This window comes from Enterococcus sp. 9E7_DIV0242, assembly GCF_002140975.2.
Lineage (GTDB): Bacteria > Bacillota > Bacilli > Lactobacillales > Enterococcaceae > Enterococcus_L > Enterococcus_L clewellii.
Genome location: NZ_CP147247.1, coordinates 1,213,074 through 1,231,179 on the forward strand (window position 1 = coordinate 1,213,074; position 18,106 = coordinate 1,231,179).

General features: G+C 39.7%; 18 protein-coding genes and 2 tRNA genes. 3 read left to right on the top strand and 17 right to left on the bottom strand.

The genetic code is table 11. The features are described 5' to 3' along the window. Window positions 1-244 precede the first annotated feature (244 nt). Complete coding sequence (locus tag A5888_RS05670) at window positions 245-4,489, bottom strand: 2-hydroxyacyl-CoA dehydratase (protein ID WP_086348217.1); 4,245 nt, start codon at window positions 4,487-4,489, stop codon at window positions 245-247. Between the two features lie 193 nt (window positions 4,490-4,682). Here A5888_RS05670 and A5888_RS05675 point away from each other — a divergent pair, with 193 nt between their 5' ends. Beyond that, window positions 4,683-5,288 (top strand): TetR/AcrR family transcriptional regulator, encoded by a 606-nt coding sequence (locus tag A5888_RS05675; protein WP_086348218.1) that lies wholly within the window; start codon window positions 4,683-4,685, stop codon window positions 5,286-5,288. A gap of 69 nt (window positions 5,289-5,357) precedes the next feature. On the opposite strand, the gene A5888_RS05680 is transcribed toward A5888_RS05675, so the two are convergent. The 15 genes from A5888_RS05680 to yidD all read right to left on the bottom strand — a co-directional run bounded on the left by A5888_RS05680 (window position 5,358) and on the right by yidD (window position 15,594). Then, complete coding sequence (locus A5888_RS05680; protein WP_170924712.1) at window positions 5,358-5,510, bottom strand: hypothetical protein; 153 nt, start codon at window positions 5,508-5,510, stop codon at window positions 5,358-5,360. 91 nt (window positions 5,511-5,601) lie between these two features. After that, window positions 5,602-5,673, bottom strand: a tRNA-Gln gene (locus A5888_RS05685). An 11-nt stretch (window positions 5,674-5,684) separates the two neighbouring features. Continuing rightward, window positions 5,685-5,765: transfer RNA gene (locus A5888_RS05690), tRNA-Tyr, on the bottom strand. A gap of 83 nt (window positions 5,766-5,848) precedes the next feature. Further along, entirely contained in the window at window positions 5,849-6,082 is a 234-nt protein-coding gene (locus A5888_RS05695) for a DUF2969 domain-containing protein (RefSeq protein ID WP_086348219.1), read from the bottom strand. 207 nt (window positions 6,083-6,289) lie between these two features. Then, window positions 6,290-7,144, bottom strand: coding sequence for a hypothetical protein (locus tag A5888_RS05700; protein ID WP_086348220.1), 855 nt, complete (start codon window positions 7,142-7,144; stop codon window positions 6,290-6,292). Between the two features lie 18 nt (window positions 7,145-7,162). Then, window positions 7,163-7,846, bottom strand: a complete 684-nt coding sequence (locus A5888_RS05705; protein ID WP_086348221.1) for a class D sortase — start codon at window positions 7,844-7,846, stop codon at window positions 7,163-7,165. 1 nt (window position 7,847) lies between these two features. After that, window positions 7,848-8,426, bottom strand: coding sequence for a hypothetical protein (locus tag A5888_RS05710; protein ID WP_086348222.1), 579 nt, complete (start codon window positions 8,424-8,426; stop codon window positions 7,848-7,850). Between the two features lie 170 nt (window positions 8,427-8,596). Beyond that, window positions 8,597-9,253: a CBS and ACT domain-containing protein gene (locus A5888_RS05715; RefSeq protein WP_086348223.1), complete on the bottom strand. Its 657-nt coding sequence runs from the start codon at window positions 9,251-9,253 to the stop codon at window positions 8,597-8,599. A gap of 3 nt (window positions 9,254-9,256) precedes the next feature. After that, complete coding sequence (locus A5888_RS05720; protein ID WP_086348224.1) at window positions 9,257-9,958, bottom strand: ABC transporter ATP-binding protein; 702 nt, start codon at window positions 9,956-9,958, stop codon at window positions 9,257-9,259. Next, window positions 9,958-10,734, bottom strand: a complete 777-nt coding sequence (locus tag A5888_RS05725; RefSeq protein ID WP_086348225.1) for an ABC transporter ATP-binding protein — start codon at window positions 10,732-10,734, stop codon at window positions 9,958-9,960. Before A5888_RS05725 ends, A5888_RS05720 begins: the two co-directional genes overlap by 1 nt. Beyond that, window positions 10,715-11,683, bottom strand: coding sequence for a branched-chain amino acid ABC transporter permease (locus tag A5888_RS05730; RefSeq protein ID WP_086348226.1), 969 nt, complete (start codon window positions 11,681-11,683; stop codon window positions 10,715-10,717). The genes A5888_RS05725 and A5888_RS05730 overlap by 20 nt, the downstream gene beginning before the upstream one ends. 10 nt (window positions 11,684-11,693) lie before the next feature. Then, window positions 11,694-12,572 (bottom strand): branched-chain amino acid ABC transporter permease, encoded by an 879-nt coding sequence (locus A5888_RS05735; RefSeq protein ID WP_086348369.1) that lies wholly within the window; start codon window positions 12,570-12,572, stop codon window positions 11,694-11,696. Window positions 12,573-12,848: 276 nt separating this feature from the next. Then, window positions 12,849-14,021, bottom strand: coding sequence for an ABC transporter substrate-binding protein (locus tag A5888_RS05740; protein ID WP_086348227.1), 1,173 nt, complete (start codon window positions 14,019-14,021; stop codon window positions 12,849-12,851). A gap of 399 nt (window positions 14,022-14,420) precedes the next feature. Continuing rightward, on the bottom strand, window positions 14,421-15,290 hold the full coding sequence (locus A5888_RS05745) for an ROK family protein (RefSeq protein ID WP_086348228.1): 870 nt from the start codon (window positions 15,288-15,290) through the stop codon (window positions 14,421-14,423). 19 nt (window positions 15,291-15,309) lie between these two features. Beyond that, complete coding sequence (yidD, locus tag A5888_RS05750; RefSeq protein WP_086348229.1) at window positions 15,310-15,594, bottom strand: membrane protein insertion efficiency factor YidD; 285 nt, start codon at window positions 15,592-15,594, stop codon at window positions 15,310-15,312. A gap of 130 nt (window positions 15,595-15,724) precedes the next feature. Here yidD and A5888_RS05755 point away from each other — a divergent pair, with 130 nt between their 5' ends. Next, a complete protein-coding gene (locus A5888_RS05755; protein ID WP_086348230.1) occupies window positions 15,725-15,865 on the top strand; it encodes an SPJ_0845 family protein in 141 nt (46 codons plus the stop codon). Window positions 15,866-16,161: 296 nt separating this feature from the next. Further along, window positions 16,162-17,370 carry an esterase/lipase family protein gene (locus tag A5888_RS05760; RefSeq protein ID WP_086348233.1) on the top strand — a complete coding sequence of 403 codons (1,209 nt, stop codon included), beginning with the start codon at window positions 16,162-16,164 and terminating at the stop codon, window positions 17,368-17,370. Window positions 17,371-17,460: 90 nt separating this feature from the next. On the opposite strand, the gene yihA is transcribed toward A5888_RS05760, so the two are convergent. After that, window positions 17,461-18,042 carry a ribosome biogenesis GTP-binding protein YihA/YsxC gene (yihA, locus tag A5888_RS05765; RefSeq protein WP_086348234.1) on the bottom strand — a complete coding sequence of 194 codons (582 nt, stop codon included), beginning with the start codon at window positions 18,040-18,042 and terminating at the stop codon, window positions 17,461-17,463. Window positions 18,043-18,106: the final 64 nt, after the last annotated feature.

Sequence of the window (18,106 nt, forward strand, 5' to 3'; positions counted from 1 at the left end):
CTTTTATGCTATAAAAGGAAAAAGGCTGTATCTGGCTACTTTGGTCTAACTAATAGATAAAGCAAATTTCACGTTCTCTCTATCACGTAATCAACCAATCTGCTCCTATGCATGATTTAAAAAAAGAGCAAACGGCCAATCGCTCCGCTCACTCTTTTCGTACGTAGTTCCAATAATTTGTTTAGAACAACATTAATTTCCTTATACATCTAACCCATTCCAGCGAATTAAGAGTGCCAAACTATTAAGAATGTACCTCTTCTTTCATCATCTTGTTAGCAGTTGCCATCATAAGACGAATCCGATTCAATTGATTCACTAAAGATACCCCAGGATCGTAATCTACAGCTGCGATATTCGCCTTAGGGTATTGATGTCTAAGCTCTTTGATTACCCCTTTACCAACGACATGGTTTGGCAAACAACCAAAGGGCTGCATACAAACGATATTATTGACACCAGTTTTCAACAGCTCGATCATTTCCCCTGTCAGGAACCAACCTTCTCCAGTATGGTTTCCGATAGAGAGAACCTTCCCAGCATCTTCAGCCAACTCATAAATCGACGTGATTCCATCAAAACGGGCAGAGTTTCTCAACGCTTTATCCATCGGCTTTTCAACCATCTCGATCATCCGAATAGCAAATTCTGCAATTCGTTTACTCTTCTTGGACATGCCTAGGTTTTCATATTTGAATATCTGATTATACAAAGAATAGTTCATGAAACCGACGATATCCGGCACAACGGCTTCGGCTCCCTCCGCTTCTAACAGACGGACAATATCATTATTTGCAGTCGGTGAATACTTTACAAGAATCTCTCCAACGACACCAACTTTTGGTTTTTCAATATCCAGTAATGGAACTTCATCAAATGCTTTGATGATTTTCTTCATATTTCGGTTGAACTGAGTCAGAGAACCGTTACGAATGTTCTTTTCAATCTTCTTCAACCATTCCTCGTGCATACGATCGATCATTCCCGGCTCTGTTTCATATGGCCGAGTCCGATAAACCACTCGCTCAAACAAATCCCCATATAAGAAGGAGATTGCTACTCGCTTCAACATCGGTAAGGTGAATTTGAAGCCTGGGCTAGATTCCACTCCTTTATTCCCCATAGAAACCGAAACAACCGGAACTTGAGGGAAGCCAGCATCATTCAGCGCTTTACGTAACAACGGAATATAGTTTGTCGCTCTACAGCCTCCGCCAGTTTGTGTCATCATTACACTGACATTATTTAAATCATAGTCACCACTTTGAAGTGCTTCGACCAGCTGACCAATCGAAATGATTGCAGGATAACAAGAATCATTGTTGACGTATTTCAGTCCTACATTGATAGCTTCGCGGTCTTCTGCCGGTAGACACACCACATTATAGCCAGACGCCTTCAATGCTAAATCAACCAGTCCAGTCTGATGGATCGGACTAAGCATTGGCAATAACAACGTATGGTCTTTCTTCATTTGTTTCGTGAAAATAATTTTTTCCTGTGATTCTTCCTTGATTTTCGGTTCAAACCCACGACGGTCTCTTTCGCCTACCGCTGCTTTCAAGGAGCGTAAACGAATTCGGATTGCACCTAGATTTGATCCTTCATCGATTTTTAAGACAGTGTAAATTTTTCCATGCTGTTCCATGATTTCTTCCACCTGATCGGTTGTCACAGCATCCAAGCCGCAGCCAAAAGAATTCAATTGAACCAATTCCAGATTTTTTGATTTTGCCACAACTTTTGCTGCTGCGTAGAGTCTTGAGTGATAGACCCACTGATTGACCACGCGTAAATTATTGATATCTCCCAAATGAGAAATGCTGTCCTCTGTTAATACATGAAACCCTTCCTGTGTGATCACATCAGCGATTCCATGATTGATCTCAGGGTCCAAATGATAGGGGCGTCCAGATAAAACAACACCCTTTTGCCCTTTTTGGTTGAGCATCATCAGTGTTTCTTCACCCTTATTGCGGATATCTTCTTTAAAGTTTTCCAACTCTTCGTAGCCATGATGCAACGCTTTTTGAATTTCTTCTTTGGTAATACCCAAATCCTGAAATGTAACGGCCAAAACATCTGCTACAGATGCTTCGTTGGCAAGATTGATGTATGGATTACGATAATCGACCTTCCCTTCGCGGATATCATCCACATTGTTTCGAATAACATCTGGATAGCTTTGCACGATTGGACAGTTAAAATGGTTGTCCGCTTTTATATCCTCTTGCCTTTCGAATACAACACCTGGGTAAAAAATCATTGGAATCCCTTTGTCGATCATCGCTTGAATATGGCCATGTGTGATTTTCGCCGGATAGCAGGCGGTATCACTTGGAATCGTCTCCATCCCTTGTTCATATAGCTCTTTATTCGAACGTGGCGACAGTTCCACTCGATACCCTAAATCTGTAAAGAAAGTAAACCACAACGGGTAATTCTCATACATATTTAAAACACGTGGAATCCCAACAGTTCCTCTCACTGCATCTTTTTCTTTCAATGGACGATACTTGAACAGACGACGGTATTTATAATCGATTAAATTGACTTTACGATCTTCCCGCTTGATCTTGATTCTAGCTCCTCGTTCACAACGATTTCCCGTAGTGAATTGGCGGCCATCAGAAAAGATAGTCACAGTCATCATACAGTTGTTCTCACAAAGACCGCAATGGGTAAACTCTTTTTCTGAAGTAAAGGTATCGAGCTCTTCCAATGAAAGCAGCTCTGTTTCTTCACCTAGTTCATAATTTTCTAACGCAATCAACGCTGAGCCATATGCACCCATCAAGCCGGCAATCGAAGGTCGAACGACTTCTCGCCCACTAATCATTTCAAACGCTCGCAATACAGCTTCATTATAAAATGTGCCGCCCTGACAGACGATTTTCTCGCCCATTTCTTCCGGACGACGAACTTTGATTACTTTATAAATGGCATTTTTAATAACAGAATAAGACAACCCTGCTGAAATATCTCCAACAGATGCGCCTTCTTTTTGAACCTGCTTCACTTTAGAGTTCATGAAGACTGTACAGCGAGAACCCAAATCTACCGGTCCTCTTGATTCCAAAGCAGCCAATGCAAAGTCCTTTACATCATAGTTCAGCGATTTAGCAAATGTTTCAATAAATGAGCCGCAGCCGGAAGAACAGGCTTCGTTCAACTGAATGGAAGACAATACGCCTTCTTTGATTGTCATTGCCTTCATATCCTGACCACCGATATCAAGAATGAAATCGACCCCCGGTTGAAAATGGTCGGCCGCTTTATAATGAGCCATTGTTTCCACTTCGCCGATATCCACCTTCAATGCATTCTTGATCAAATGCTCGCCATAACCGGTAACTGCAGATTTCCCAATAAATACTCCCTCAGGAAGCTGACTGTATAAGTCTTTTAATACTTCCATCGTGGTTTCAAGCGGCTGCCCCTGATTGTTTCCATAGAATGAAAATAGCAGATTCCCTTCTTCATCGATCAAGGTTACTTTCGTCGTGGTCGATCCGGCATCGATCCCCAAGAATGCGGCACCTTTATGGTCAGCAAGCTTTTTTTCTTTTGCTTGTGCTTGATTATGACGAGCTCTAAATTCTTTTAGCTCCTCATCATTATTAAACAAAGGCTCCAACGTATCTGTTGGTTTCAGCTGTTCACTGTCTCCTCCTATCAATCGATTGATGATGGCATCCAAATTCGTTTCTTCCGCATCCTCTGAGTATATTGCCGCGCCCAATGCAACAAATAGTTGTGGATTTTCAGGAAAAATGACATCTTCCGGTTGAACATCCAATGTTTCAATAAAACGCTTGCGCAGTTCAGACATAAAGAACAACGGACCACCTAAAAAGGCAATCTTACCTTTGATTTTTCTTCCCGCCGCAAGACCGGCAATCGTCTGGTTAACTACAGCTTGAAAAATACTTGCTGCGATATCTTCCTTCGCCGCTCCTTCGTTGATCAAAGGTTGAACATCCGTTTTAGCAAACACACCACATCTGGATGCAATAGGATAAAGGGTCTGATAGTTTTTAGCCAACTCATTCACACCATTGGCATCGGTTTTCAACAACACAGCCATTTGATCGATAAATGCTCCGGTTCCGCCGGCACAGCTCCCGTTCATCCTCTGTTCCAACGCGCCTTCAAAAAAGGTGATCTTGGCATCCTCACCACCTAGTTCAATTGCGACATCCGTTTCAGGAATGATTTCCTCCACTGTTCTTGTACAAGCAATCACTTCCTGAACGAAAGGAATCTCTAATACATCAGAAAGACCCATCCCACCAGATCCGGTGATCATCATTGATAAAGGGGTTTTTCCCCCTAAAATTTCTTTTGCCTCATTTAGTACTCGTTCAGCTGCAGCTTTTACATCCGAGTAATGGCGTTCATATTTTGCATATTTCGTTTGATTTTTTTCATCGATGATTACTAATTTTACGGTTGTTGAACCAACATCGATCCCCGCTCTTAGTTTCATTGTTGACCTCCACTTCTAAGAGAAACATTTCACAATCGACAACACACTGTTGATTAACTGACATTGTGTTTGTTATAATACTTATGTCTATTTTAGGAAGAAATAAATTTTTTTGCAACAAGCAAAAGTACCTTTTTTGTGAGATAAGCAACAAACCAATTCAGATTGTCGTTTTTAGAAAGGATTTTTTCAAATGAAAAAGAAAGATCTACGCGTTATGCGGACACACAAGATGATTATTGAAGCCTTTTTCTACTTAGTTGAAGAGAAAGGGTTTGATGCGATAACTGTTCAGGAAATTGCCGATCGAGCGATGATCAATCGTGCGACATTCTATGCTCATTTCAAAGACAAACAGGATCTCTATGATCAAATTTTCGATTTTGCTGTCAAAGCGTTCACTTCAGTTGTGGATGCAGATAAGACTATCCGAGGAAATCGACTTGAAGTTAAAAAGATTGAAGTATTGCTTACACAAATCTATAACAATATTCATAAGAATAAAAACTTTTTCCTGACCATCATGGACGGTAGCTCCAATGAAACCTTACGCCGGAAGCTTGCTGATATTCTCTATGAAAAATATGCGGATACATTTGCTCAGTTAAAGATTACAGAAAATGATATTGAGGTGCCAATAGATTTTATTATTGAGTATATGACATCCATTTTTATCGGTACGCTTCATTGGTGGGTAACCAGTGATACAGATATGACGCCTAACCATTTAGCCAGGCTCGTTATCAAGCTTGTCGGTAACGGTCATTTGACTGTTCTCGGTATCGAGATAGAGAAATAGAGAAATAAAAAATGGTCTCCTTTCTTCATTGAAATGAAGGGGAGACCATTTTGCTATTTTTCGTTACATTTATCTGTTCTTAGCGCGCCATTTTTTATTGTGTGCTGTTTTTCTATCGGAAGTTATTTTATTCCCTAAACCAAGTGTCACATTGTACTTTTTTTGCTTCGATAAATCATACAATCTTTCTGCAGTATCAGTAATTTTTTCTTTTAATTTCATACAATCTCTCTCCTCTGATTTTTTCATAGAAATAGGAACATTAATAATATAAAAACAGAGCTGCTCACTCATCATGAACAACTCTTACAGACTGGGGTAGCTGGATTCGAACCAACGAGTGACGGAGTCAAAGTCCGTTGCCTTACCACTTGGCTATACCCCAAAATAAAAAAATGGAGGAGAGTGGATTCGAACCACTGAACCCTAAGGAACGGATTTACAGTCCGTCGCGTTTAGCCACTTCGCTACTCCTCCAAGAGGTTTCTTAAAAACCTGACTTACTTATAATACAAAATTTTTTCTGTAAATGCAAGTGTTATTTTAAATTTTTTTCACTTTTATTCTGCCAGGTTCCATTGCCGAATAATCGTCTCAATTCCCTCTTCAACAGACTTAACTGTTCCCGAGCTTTCGCCACTCATTTCAAGAGAAAACTTTTTACTGTCTTTCGGAATGATTCGTCCGATTTCTTTCTTTCCAATTAGCATCTTTGTTACAGTCACTTGCTGACCATCAACCTTCTGCTGTTCCTCTTCTATTCTTACTTCAATATCTTTATTCTTTTTTGACATTTCTATCCCTCCAAAACTACATCTTACCATAAAATCCTAGAAAGTTTTTTAAATAAGAGCAACTCATCCCTTTGTTCATCTTTTCAAAGGTTGTTTGATTTTTTTCGAAAATAAGACGAATCATCTTTAAACAGTGCCATTTTTAACCTATAAAAATGAAAAAGTCAGATAGTTCGCCTTACTTTTGAAGTTAATTATGTTTCTCTCCTATTGTCGAAATAATCGTCTTCTCTGATACTCACTCAGGAAAGCGAAAAGAATCCCCAGTACTACAGCAACCAGCCCCATAAAAATGAACATCCATAAAAAACTGGATAAGTAGGCTTGAACAAAATCATACATTGCTTTAGACTGAATCCCTAAACGCTTCAAGCTTCCCGAAAGAAAAATCACGGTTGGAAAAGTCAGCATCAACAAACCACTTCCAGCAAAAATATACTCCAGATAGCGGAGCAATCGATGCAAATAGCCGCGTAATGATTTAAATAGGATAATACTAAGCAGAACACAAAGAACCCCGCATACAGCCATAAATAATAACAGCTTTGATTTGTAAGCAATAACTCGTTGTGTAAACGAAATCAGAAACGGTAACTCAATGTACCCATCATAAATCTCGACAGAACGATCCGCAAGTGTTTGAATAGAGGCTTCTGTTTCTGCGGTTACCTCAATATTATTTTCAGCTGCATATTGCTTGATTTTAGTTAGAATAGATTCATTGATCTTTGGTCCGTTGACCACACTAAAGGTTTCCTTTGGATTATACATTGCAGTAAAATAAGCGTTCACATCTTCTTTTACATAGTCTTCAGAGACAGCTTCAGCTAATACTCCGGCTGGAATATTACTTCCCAAAGCACTATTCTCGATTTGACGATTGATCTCCTCTGTCAGCAAAGAATAATAGTCAGATTTTTCCGCTTGCTTATCCATGTAAGAGCTGCTGAACAAGGTCAAATATAGGCTTAATAGAAGCAGGAAAGAAGCCAAAAAGACTGAGGAGAGAAACGCCAAAAATAAACGGGAAAGATTTTTCCCTATTGATTTTCTTTTTTTCATTCAGTTATACTCCCCTATCTATATACTTTCATCTATGATTGGACCGGAAACGTAATCGGCAAATACAAAAACACGGTCATCTGCCCAACCGATCGCATCTAAAGGATAGCAAGTATACAAAATCAAGGATCGTTTCGATTTATCGCCAAGACGCTCATTAATTACCGGATCACTTTTTGTGGAGACCTTCTTCTCTGTCACTTGATAAGTATAATCTCCATAATGTGTGTTGATAACTATCTGATCTCCTTGCTCCAAATAATAAATTTGTCCGAAAGAAGGTCTGTTATGTCCGCCAATCAGTGTTGTTCCCAAATCTCCTGGAATCATACTACCGATATACTGCCCGGAGCCCAGACTTAAAATTTCTTCGCTATCACCATAAAACAATGGTTCATTAATTCCAACTTTTTCAATAACCACTTGACCAAACTGGTCGCCAGAGACAGGATAAACCATCTCAGATGAAGCAATTTTTCCTGCTTCATTGACAGCTTTCTCTTTGGCTGCTTGATCTGTTGTAGAAAAGAGGTCATTCGTTTTGGTATCGAAAGACGGCGCATCATTTAATAAAATGAGCTGGACCGCTGAAGAGGCAAAATTAATGACAGGTGCACCAATGATATAAATGATAAGATAGCCGAAAAGCATAAAGAGAAGAGGCATATAGATAAATGCCCCTACCCTCTTGAATTTCTTCATATTAAGCTAGTTTACGTTTTCTACTTACAAATGCCGCACCTGCAGCAGCTGCCAGTAAAGAACCAAAAGTGATTCCGCTCAACGCATAGTTCACTCCTGTGTTTTTCACAGCACTTCCAGATTGGTAAACCTGTTTGCCGTTCGCATCAGTAATCAATACGGATGTGTATGCGCCTCCGCTACCAAAAGTGATTTTCACTCCTACAGCATTTCCAGCAGCAACCACATAGTTTTTCAACTGATCGATAACACTAGTTGGAAGCAAGCGCAATGCTGCAGCCAAAGTAGTTACGTTCGTTGTATCAACGTCCTGTGAGCCAACCAACGCAACAGCAGCACGAATATTCTTCAGTGCTTCTTCTACTTGTGCATCAGTCAATGCTACACGTTTCAGATGGTTTTCCGCTGCATTGATTTCAGCAGCTTCAAAATAAAATTTCTTACCGCCAATCGTTGCACCAGCATTCAACTCATCAAGGATCTTTTGTTCATTAGCTGCAATCGCGCCATCTGCTGAAGCCGGCATAGCCAGTCCAAGAGTAACAACGACTGCAATAATGATCCCTAAGATTTTTTTCATTAGTATCCTCCTATCTTTTAAAATTTATAATCAATCGTAAGCTACCAGGATAGCAACCCACAATAAATTATACGTTTTCAACTTTACGACAGATAAACAATATCCCAAATCTAAAATTAGCACACCCACATTTAATAGTCAAATCATTTTGTCTATTCTCTGGGAAAACCTTACCCTTCTCTTTTTGTTACCAAAGTTGCTTCGAACACATCGTAGCCGGCAGCTGTCAGTGTTTGTCGAATTTTATCCGCTTCTCGACTCTCGATCTGCAATTCAATAATGGTCTCCAATTCCTTGCGGTTCACTACAACCGTCAAGATACTGTAGTCATTTTCAGCCAGTAATTGTGTGATCGCGGCAAGAATTCCTTTATGATCCTCCGGAATCCGAAGCTGGATCCGTGTACCACCGTCATTGTAGCCTGTGATTTTCAAGAAGGCATCAAAAATATCATTATTTGTAATGATACCAATCAGCTCATTCTGATTATCAACAACCGGTAACACACCGATATTGTTTTTCCTCATTTTGTAGATGCCATCTTCCAGTAAATAATCGGGAGCAATTGTTTGTACGTCTTTTATCATTATATCTGCTGCCGTCGTTTTATTCAAAAGATAGTTCACTTCATAGACACTTAGGCTCGTTGCCTGAGATGGCATGGCCGCCTGAATGGTCCCTTCAGTCAGCAACCCGACTAATCGTTCATTCTCTACAACGGGTAATCGATGGATATCATTTTTTCTCATCAAATCAACTGCATCGAAAATTTTTATATCAGGCTGGACAACGACCAGATTTTTCGTCATAAAATCTCTTATACTCATTTCTTAGCCTCCCAAATATGCTTTCTTCACTTCTTCATCGTCAATCAAATCTTTCCCGGAACCGCTCAGAACGATATTCCCAGTTTCCAAAACGTAGCCTCTGTCAGCAATCGACAGTGCCATCTTTGCGTTTTGCTCAATTAGCAGAATAGTTGTTCCTTGTTTATTGATTTCTTGAATGATATTGAATATCTCCTGGATAAAAATCGGTGCTAATCCCATTGATGGCTCATCAAGAAGAAGGAGTTTAGGCTTAGACATCAATGCGCGTCCCATCGCCAGCATTTGTTGCTCCCCACCGGAAAGTGTCGCTGCATCTTGGTTTCTTCGTTCTTTTAAGATTGGGAAGCGTTCAAAAATCATATCATATTCCTTTTTAAACTCCTTATCCTTCCGTAAAAAAGCACCCATTTCCAAATTTTCCTGTACAGTTAATCCAGAAAATACATGGCGTCCTTCGGGTACCTGACATAGCCCAGAGGCCACGATCTTCTGCGGCATCGTCTTATGGATCTCGTTCCCTTCAAAGGTAATTTTCCCACTTGACGGTCGATTCAAGCCAGAAATTGTTCGTAGGATCGTTGTTTTCCCGGCACCATTCGCACCAATCAACGAAACGATTTCTCCCTGTTCTACATGGAAGCTAACATCTCTTACTGCTTGGATCATGCCATAATGCACAGATAGATTCTCAATTTTCAACATTACAGCTCACCTCCCAGATAGGCTTCGATTACTTTCGGGTTGTTACGGATTTCTTCCGGCTCACCCTCTGCAATGATCCGACCATATTCTAAAACATAGATTCGCTGACAAACCTCCATGACGAGACTCATGTCATGTTCGATCAACAAAATAGTGATTTGGAATTCTTTCTGAATTTTTCTGATCAATTCCGTCAAATCTGCCGTTTCCTGTGGATTCATTCCTGCAGCCGGCTCATCAAGAAAGAGCACTTTCGGCTCTGTCGCCAATGCTCGAACAATCTCCAACCGTCGTTGCTCTCCATAAGGTAAGTTTTTCGCTAAATGTTCTGATTTGTCTTCCATACCAAAAATCGCCAGTAATTCTTTTACTTTTTTACGCAACACTTCTTCTTTTTTATAAAACTTTGGTAAGCGTAAAATACTAGAGAAGATTCCCTCTTTATTTTTGCTGTTCATTGCAATTAACACGTTGTCCATTACAGTAAGGTCCTTGAACAGTCGAATATTTTGAAAGGTTCGACTCAATCCCATATCCGCAATTTTATACGGCTTCATTCCATTAAGCGTTTGACGTTTCCCTAGTACGTCCAATTCAACGGTTCCTTCACTAGGCTCATAAACACCCGTCAATAAATTAAAGAGTGTTGTTTTTCCAGCACCGTTCGGTCCAATTAGGCCAATCAGCTCATTTGCTTCCAGATTCAAATTGACATTCGATACAGCTGCCAGACCACCAAAATTCTTCGTTAAGCTTTTAACTTCCAATAGAGGCATTTGAGTCATCCCCCTTTTTATTCAATAGTCGTTTGACAGAAAATTCCCATGTTCCAAGTAGTCCACCTGGTTTAAAAATCATGATGATGATCAATGCCAATGCATAGATGATCATGCGCAGTTCTCCAAAATTTTGAAGATACATATTCATAAAGCCCAATGCAATAGCTGCAATCACAGTTCCCGTTACACTACCGATCCCTCCGAATACAACAATGATCAAAATATCGATCGATTTCATAAAGCCAAAATCCTTTGGTGCAATTGTTTGAATATAGCTTCCGTACAAACCACCTGCCACACTGGCAGTCATCGCACCGATGACAAAGGCTAAAACCTTATATTTGGTCGTATTGACACCCATTGATTCTGCTGCGATCTCATCTTCTCTGATAGCCATTGTTGCTCTTCCTGAACCGCTATGAATATAATTCACCACAATTAGTATCGTCACGACAACAAAACCAAAAACCATCGACCAGTTAACAAAAGGAGGAATACCAAAAATCCCTGCCGGACCATTTGTAATATCTCTCATGTTAATAATGACGATTCGGATAATTTCTGAAACACCTAAAGTTGCAATTGCTAGATAGTCACCTTTCAAGCGTAGCGTTGGAATACCAACAATTAAAGCAACCAATCCGGAAAGCGCAATTCCTAAAAGCAAGCCGCTGAAAAAACCACCCATTGTCGGATTTTTTACAGACACGATAGCTGTACAATACGCACCTATTGCCATAAAACCCGCGTGCCCTAATGAAAACTGACCTGAAAAACCAATGATCAGATTTAGTCCTAAAGCAAGAATAATGTTGATGCCAATAGTGATAAGTGTATTCTCTGTATACAGATTCACAGCACCCATAATATATGCTGCATAAATCGCGCCATAAACAGCAAGGGCGATCAGCAACCAAATTAGATTATATTTCATATTTTTTTTCATTGCTTATCACCTACACTTTCTCTTTGATATTCTTCCCAAGAATCCCTGCCGGACGGATCAACAGGATCACAATCAACAGCGCGTAAACTACAGCGTCTTTGTAATCAGAAAAGCCTAGTGCCACTGCTGCTGTTTCCAATAGCCCAATCACAAAACCACCGATTGCAGCACCCGGGATAATCCCGATACCACCAACTACCGCCGCGACAAAGGATTTCAATCCAGGGACAACGCCCATCATTGGATCGATGGAATTGTAGTACAAACCAATCAACATACCTGCTGCCGCCGCCAGTGCTGAACCTAGTGCAAAGGTAAAGGAAATCGTCCGATTCACATTGATTCCCATCAATTGCGCAGCATCTGGATCTACACTCACTGCTCGCATCGCTTTCCCCATCTTGCTCTTTTTAACAATGATTTGTAATAAAATCATCAAGAACAAGGAAACAAATAGAATGATCAACTGAATATTCGAAACTTCAATAAACCCAAGTTTATAGGTCTCCAGCTTGATTGCTTGTGGAAATGCCCGCGGATCAGATTTGACCATCTGAATCATGACATTTTGCAAAAGGAACGATACACCGATCGCGGTGATCAGTGCTGCGATCCTTGTCGATTTTCGCAAAGGACGATAAGCTAAAAACTCTATGACAACTCCAATGACAGCTGCACATGCCATAGAAAGAATTAGCGCCGGGAAAAAGCCCAGCTTGAAATTATTAATAAAAAAGTAACCCATGAACGCACCCAACATATAGACTTCTCCATGAGCAAAGTTAATCAATTTTATAATGCCGTATACCATTGTGTAACCAAGGGCTAGTAGAGCGTAAATACTCCCTAGAAACAGCCCATTTATCAACTGCTGGATAAACATTTCCAGTGCCATTTTCATCACATCCAATTTAAATTTATTGAGAATAAAAGAGGGGCCGATACGCTCATTTCCTTTCATGATCAGTCAACGTAAGAAACTGTGTGCTATGTACAGAAAACTGAAACAAAGAAGCTGTACGTCTCTATCATAAAAGCAGAATCTACTAGTAGACTTTCGATTCTATCCTGCAGTTTATTCAATAAGTAGAAAGAAAAAGTAAAATGGCTGAAATCATTGTTGGTCCCAGCCATTTTAGTTCTTCTCAAAATTCTTTTATTAAGGTTATGGGTTAACAGGTTCAGCTGATGTTTCTTTGCCTTCTGTAAGCCCAAGTACTACTGCTGACTTCTCAGGATTATGGTTCTTATCCATACTCATCACACCTGTTACACCTTCAAAGTCTTTCAATTCAGCTAATCCTTTTGTGATGCTTGCAGAATCTGCAGAATCTTGATCTTCAATCGCTTGTTTTAACATATAAACAGAATCATAAGCAAGTGCATTGAAAGCAGATGGCTGTTTACCATATTTTTCTTTGAACGCAGCTACAAATGGTTCTACTTTATCCGTTGCAGGTGCCTTCTCTGAGAAGTGACCTGTATAGTAGACATCATTGACATTTTGAGCACCGGCAATTTCAACTAATTTTTCATCACCGAAGCCGTCTGCACCAATGATTGGTTTATCGATACCCATTTCTCTTGCCTGCTTGATAATCAAACCAGCTTCTGTATAGTAACCAGGAACATAGATGACATCATAATCCAGACCTTTGATTTTTGTCAATAACGCTTGGAAGTCTTTATCGCCTGCAGTAAAGTTTTCTTCCTTAACAATTTCGCCTTTATAGGTGTCTTTAAAGGAATCCGCAAGGCCAATTGCGTAATCACTTGATTTGTCACCAAGAAGAACCACCTTTTCTGCTTTCAAATTGTCTTGTGCAAAGTTTGCTAGGATAACCCCTTGGAATGTATCTTGGAAACAAGCTCTAAATACAAATTCCTGTACTTTATCATTAGCAGTTGTGATACTGTCATCTGTCCCAGATGGAGTAATCAGCGGTACGCTTGCTTTTGTCATATTTGGAATCGTTGCTTTCGTTGCACCAGAAGTTGCTGGTCCAATGACTGCGACTACTTTATCTTCATTCGTTAAATTAGAAGCTACTGATGCCGCCTCACTATTCTCAGATTTGTTATCCTTCGAAATTAACTCTAATTTTTTACCTAAGACGCCCCCAGCTTCGTTGATTTCTTCAACTGCTAGTTCAATTCCTTCTTTTTCAGCATTCCCATAAGCGGATACACCACCGGAAAGCTCCATATTCATGCCGACTTTGATCGTATCGCCTTCCGCCTTATTCCCTGCGTCTGCTCCACCACCACCGCTTGTCGCTGTTGGCCCACAGGCTGCCAATAAGAACAAACTGGCAAATAAATAACTAAATTTTTTCATCAAAATACCCCCTCATTCTTTTTGCAACATATCGAGTCGTATCTGAAATTTGTTAAGGCATTCGATAATTGCATTAAAATCACAAACATATTTAGCCATAACATTTTCATAACTTCCCTAAATAGTATGTATACAAATATAATAAAAAAGGAGATTCTTGTCAATAAATTTTCAGAAAATTTCTATAATTCAAAACAATCAGTTTTTTATAAGCTGATTACGCGAACAAAAAGAATGAAAAATATCACTATAGAAACCTATTTTCGTTTTATTTAATAATAATTAAAGTTTTAAGCACTCTCATCACGTTTACTAAAAATGAATTTATTGACTTGATAGCATTAAAAAAAAGCCCCAAAATCGACTGATTTTAAGGCTTCATTCTGTAAGGATTTTCAATTATTGTTTATGGGCAATAAAGTTCGCTGCTGCCCCGACCAAATTCGCATCATTTCGGTAGTTACAAATAACAATCTCGGGAACAAAATCTTTCAAGCCAAAGTGCTCTAATTTTTTCTTCATTCTCTGATTGATTTCATCCAGCAAACCTTCTTTAGCGGAAACACCGCCACCTAATACGATGACTTCCGGATCCAAAGAAAACTGGATACCGAAAAGCCCTTGAGTCAGATACTCATAAAAATTCTCTACCTCTTCCGTAGCTAGCGTATCGCCCTCTTTTGCCAAGCGGAACACATCTTCGCCAGAGAAGGTCTCATGCGCCACGCCTTTTCGGTCACAATAACGCCACGCCATCTGCACTGCTGTACCTAGATTGCTGAATGTTTTGCCATCGTTTAAAAACATTAAACCGAATTCTCCACCATAAAGGTGTGCCCCTTTGACGATCTCACCTTTATGAAAGACTGCGCCGCCTATTCCAGTACCAATAACTACAAAAGCAACTTCTTTTTTGCCTTTCGCAGCTCCTTCGTATATTTCAGCCATGCCAGCACAATTCGCATCATTCTCAATAGTCACTGGAAGTTGGAACAGATTTTCCAATTCATCATAAATATCAAAATGATGAATATATGGAATCGCAGATATGCCTAAGATTTGTCTCTTTCGTTCATCTACAACACCTGGTGCACTGAGCGCAACGCCCTCAATAGAAAATGCCGAGTTCGTTTTGACCTCCATTAAGGCCTTCTTCATATCTTCCCATGTTTTTGGGGTTGAAAATTTTCCAGTTTCGTGAAGCCCGTTTTGCTCCCAAACCCCATATTTTACTGCAGATCCACCTAAATCAAACGCTAAAATCGCCATAATACTCCGCCTTTTATCTCTATTTTTTATATCTCCGATAATTATATGGTCCGTGATATTCTTCATCTGGATTTCTTCGCAAGCTAAATTTCAGCGGCACATAATCAATACCGCCTTTTACAAAAGGATGGCAACGTAAAATCCTGCCAATGCCCATTGCGCCACCTTTCAGCCCACCATGTGTCTGGACTGCATCCATCATATATTGAGAGCAGGTAGGATGATACCGGCATCTTTGACCTAGTGCCGGTGAAATAAATCGCTGATAGAATTTCACCAGTGAAATAATCAATTTTCCAAGCATTCTTTTCCTTCTCCTCTTTCCTATTCGACAAAACTATATCGTTTTTCTTAAAGGATTGCAAGGTTTCAAATACAAAGCTGTAAAAATCATTAAAAAAATGCTAAAATAAGTGGGAATGGAGGGATGAGACATGGGATTGAAATTTGAAAGTTCGGACGATTTGGATAAGCTTTTTGAATCCTTCGCCATTGACCCTAAGGCTAAAGAGAAGCCTAAAAAAGAAGAAGAAAATACTGATGAACTAAAAAATAAAAATAAAGAAGAAAAATAACCTTATCCCTCAGTAAGTCATATAATAAGGCTATATTTCGAAACCAAGCTTGAATCTGCTGAAAAATACCTTGCTATTTCAGTAGATTCAGGCTTATTTTTTAGGAACGCCCATCCTTACCAGTGAATGGGTATCTATTATTTTTTTATAGTAGTTTCATACTTGGCTTCACTCCTCACACTTAATTCAATTCTAACAAAAAGAAATTTTTAATTTCCAAAACAACCAATAAAGGTTATAATAAACAACGAAATGTATGGTAAACATTTCAAAAATATTGGTTTTGGAGGAAAAAAATGAAAAAGAAAACAATGTATCATTTACTTGTGGGGATTTGTTTATTTGTAGGGATTGGTCTTTTCCAATCGGAGGAAGTACATGGCGAAAATAAAGAGCCTCATATTTTTGTTCACGGACTGGTTGGTTTCGGTCCTGATGAGCTTAAACCTTTTCCGATTACTTATTGGGGCGGTTTCTCTACAATCCTAGGGGAGCTCAATACGAAAGGATATCCTAGTATGGAAGCTGTTGTGAGTCCTTTTGGAAGCAATTGGGACCGTGCAGTAGAGCTGTATTATTACATCAAAGGCGGAACTGTTGATTACGGCGCTGCGCATGCCCAAAAGCACGGTCACGCACGTTATGGAAGAACGTATAATGGACTTTATCCTCAATGGGATGGTCAAAGTAAAATTCATTTGATTGGACACAGCCAAGGTGGGCAAACCAGTCGACTGCTTGAAACATTATTGCGAGAAGGCTCTTCAGAAGAGCAAGCGTTCGCTGCAGCAAGTGGAGTAGAAGTTTCAGAGCTGTTTAAAGGGAAAAAGGAATGGGTTCACAGCATCACTACATTAGGTACCCCGCATAACGGAACAAGATTAGCTGATATTGCCAAGCCGCTGATCAGCGATCTCATTTATGGGCTAGCAACAGCTACTGGAAGCAGTTCAATTAATATTCCTTATGATTTCAAAATGGATCAATGGGGATTGCGTCAGCAAACTGGTGAAAGTAATAGAGCTTATATGAAACGTGTATTGGAAAGTAATATTTGGAACAATAGTCAGGATGTTGCTCTGCATGACTTGTCCATAGCAGGTGCTGACACAATCAATCAAACAACAAATTTAGCAGATAATGTCTATTATTTCTCGTTTGCAGGGGATGCTACCTATAGATCAGGTGTGAGCAAAAATTACCTCCCTTCAATTACTATGTCACCACTGTTCACGATTCCATCAATGATTTTAGGAAAAACAGGAACAACCGAATGGCGTGCAAACGATGGACTGGTTCTCGTCATTTCAGCCACAGCACCATTCACGCAAAAAAGTAAGGCGGCAGATAATATCGTAGAACCAGGTATTTGGTACGTTGAACCTGTCATCAAAGGGTGGGATCATATCGACTTCATCGGGCAGGATTATTTACAAGCCCCGCTACTAAGAAAAAGTGTTCGAAACTTTTATGAGAAAATCGTTTTGAGAAACTATACCTTGTAATCGTTTCTCAAATACTAAAAAAGGAATTAGTGGTATGCCGATCGCTTGGTCAGCATCCCTCTAATTCCTTTTTTGCTTTTCATAAGTAACTTACAGATATTTTTCAATAGCCTTCCATGCTTCTACTTTGCCCATTTTTGTTTCTGATGAAAATAGAATAAAATCATCCGTTGGATCGAAGTTCATGGCTTTTTTGACTATACTCTCGTGCTTGTTCCATTTGCTGCGGGGAATCTTATCCGCTTTTGTTGCCACAACGATCACCGGAAGATCATAATATTTTAGAAACTCATACATTTGAATATCTTCTTTGGTTGGCGGATGACGAAGATCGACTAAAGAGACGACGGCACGAAGCTGTTCTCTTTTTGTCATGTAGGTTTCGATCATTTTCCCCCATTTTGCTCGCTCTGTCTTAGATACTTTAGCATACCCATACCCAGGTACATCGACAAAATGAAGCGCATCTTCAATCAAATAGAAGTTTAATGTCTGTGTTTTTCCCGGTTTACCTGAAGTCCGTGCCAGATTTTTTCGATTGATCAACGTATTGATAAAGGATGACTTCCCTACATTCGAACGTCCGGCAAGGGCAATCTCCGGTAACTGTGTTTCCGGATACTGTGCCGGTGACACAGCACTGATCACGATTTCTGCATTATGTACATTCATTTTTATTTCCTCCTTTTTCAGCTCTACTACTTTTCATTCTATCGTAGAACGGAAGCTGGTGTGT

Bases quoted from the DNA above. Each gene is read 5' to 3' on its own strand.
- A5888_RS05670 (WP_086348217.1), bottom strand. From the start codon at position 4,489: ATGAAACTAAGAGCGGGGATCGATGTTGGTTCAACAACCGTAAAATTA.
- A5888_RS05675 (WP_086348218.1), top strand. From the start codon at position 4,683: ATGAAAAAGAAAGATCTACGCGTTATGCGGACACACAAGATGATTATT.
- A5888_RS05680 (WP_170924712.1), bottom strand. From the start codon at position 5,510: ATGAAATTAAAAGAAAAAATTACTGATACTGCAGAAAGATTGTATGAT.
- A5888_RS05695 (WP_086348219.1), bottom strand. From the start codon at position 6,082: ATGTCAAAAAAGAATAAAGATATTGAAGTAAGAATAGAAGAGGAACAG.
- A5888_RS05700 (WP_086348220.1), bottom strand. From the start codon at position 7,144: ATGAAAAAAAGAAAATCAATAGGGAAAAATCTTTCCCGTTTATTTTTG.
- A5888_RS05705 (WP_086348221.1), bottom strand. From the start codon at position 7,846: ATGAAGAAATTCAAGAGGGTAGGGGCATTTATCTATATGCCTCTTCTC.
- A5888_RS05710 (WP_086348222.1), bottom strand. From the start codon at position 8,426: ATGAAAAAAATCTTAGGGATCATTATTGCAGTCGTTGTTACTCTTGGA.
- A5888_RS05715 (WP_086348223.1), bottom strand. From the start codon at position 9,253: ATGAGTATAAGAGATTTTATGACGAAAAATCTGGTCGTTGTCCAGCCT.
- A5888_RS05720 (WP_086348224.1), bottom strand. From the start codon at position 9,958: ATGTTGAAAATTGAGAATCTATCTGTGCATTATGGCATGATCCAAGCA.
- A5888_RS05725 (WP_086348225.1), bottom strand. From the start codon at position 10,734: ATGCCTCTATTGGAAGTTAAAAGCTTAACGAAGAATTTTGGTGGTCTG.
- A5888_RS05730 (WP_086348226.1), bottom strand. From the start codon at position 11,683: ATGAAAAAAAATATGAAATATAATCTAATTTGGTTGCTGATCGCCCTT.
- A5888_RS05740 (WP_086348227.1), bottom strand. From the start codon at position 14,021: ATGAAAAAATTTAGTTATTTATTTGCCAGTTTGTTCTTATTGGCAGCC.
- A5888_RS05745 (WP_086348228.1), bottom strand. From the start codon at position 15,290: ATGGCGATTTTAGCGTTTGATTTAGGTGGATCTGCAGTAAAATATGGG.
- yidD (WP_086348229.1), bottom strand. From the start codon at position 15,594: ATGCTTGGAAAATTGATTATTTCACTGGTGAAATTCTATCAGCGATTT.
- A5888_RS05755 (WP_086348230.1), top strand. From the start codon at position 15,725: ATGGGATTGAAATTTGAAAGTTCGGACGATTTGGATAAGCTTTTTGAA.
- A5888_RS05760 (WP_086348233.1), top strand. From the start codon at position 16,162: ATGAAAAAGAAAACAATGTATCATTTACTTGTGGGGATTTGTTTATTT.
- yihA (WP_086348234.1), bottom strand. From the start codon at position 18,042: ATGAATGTACATAATGCAGAAATCGTGATCAGTGCTGTGTCACCGGCA.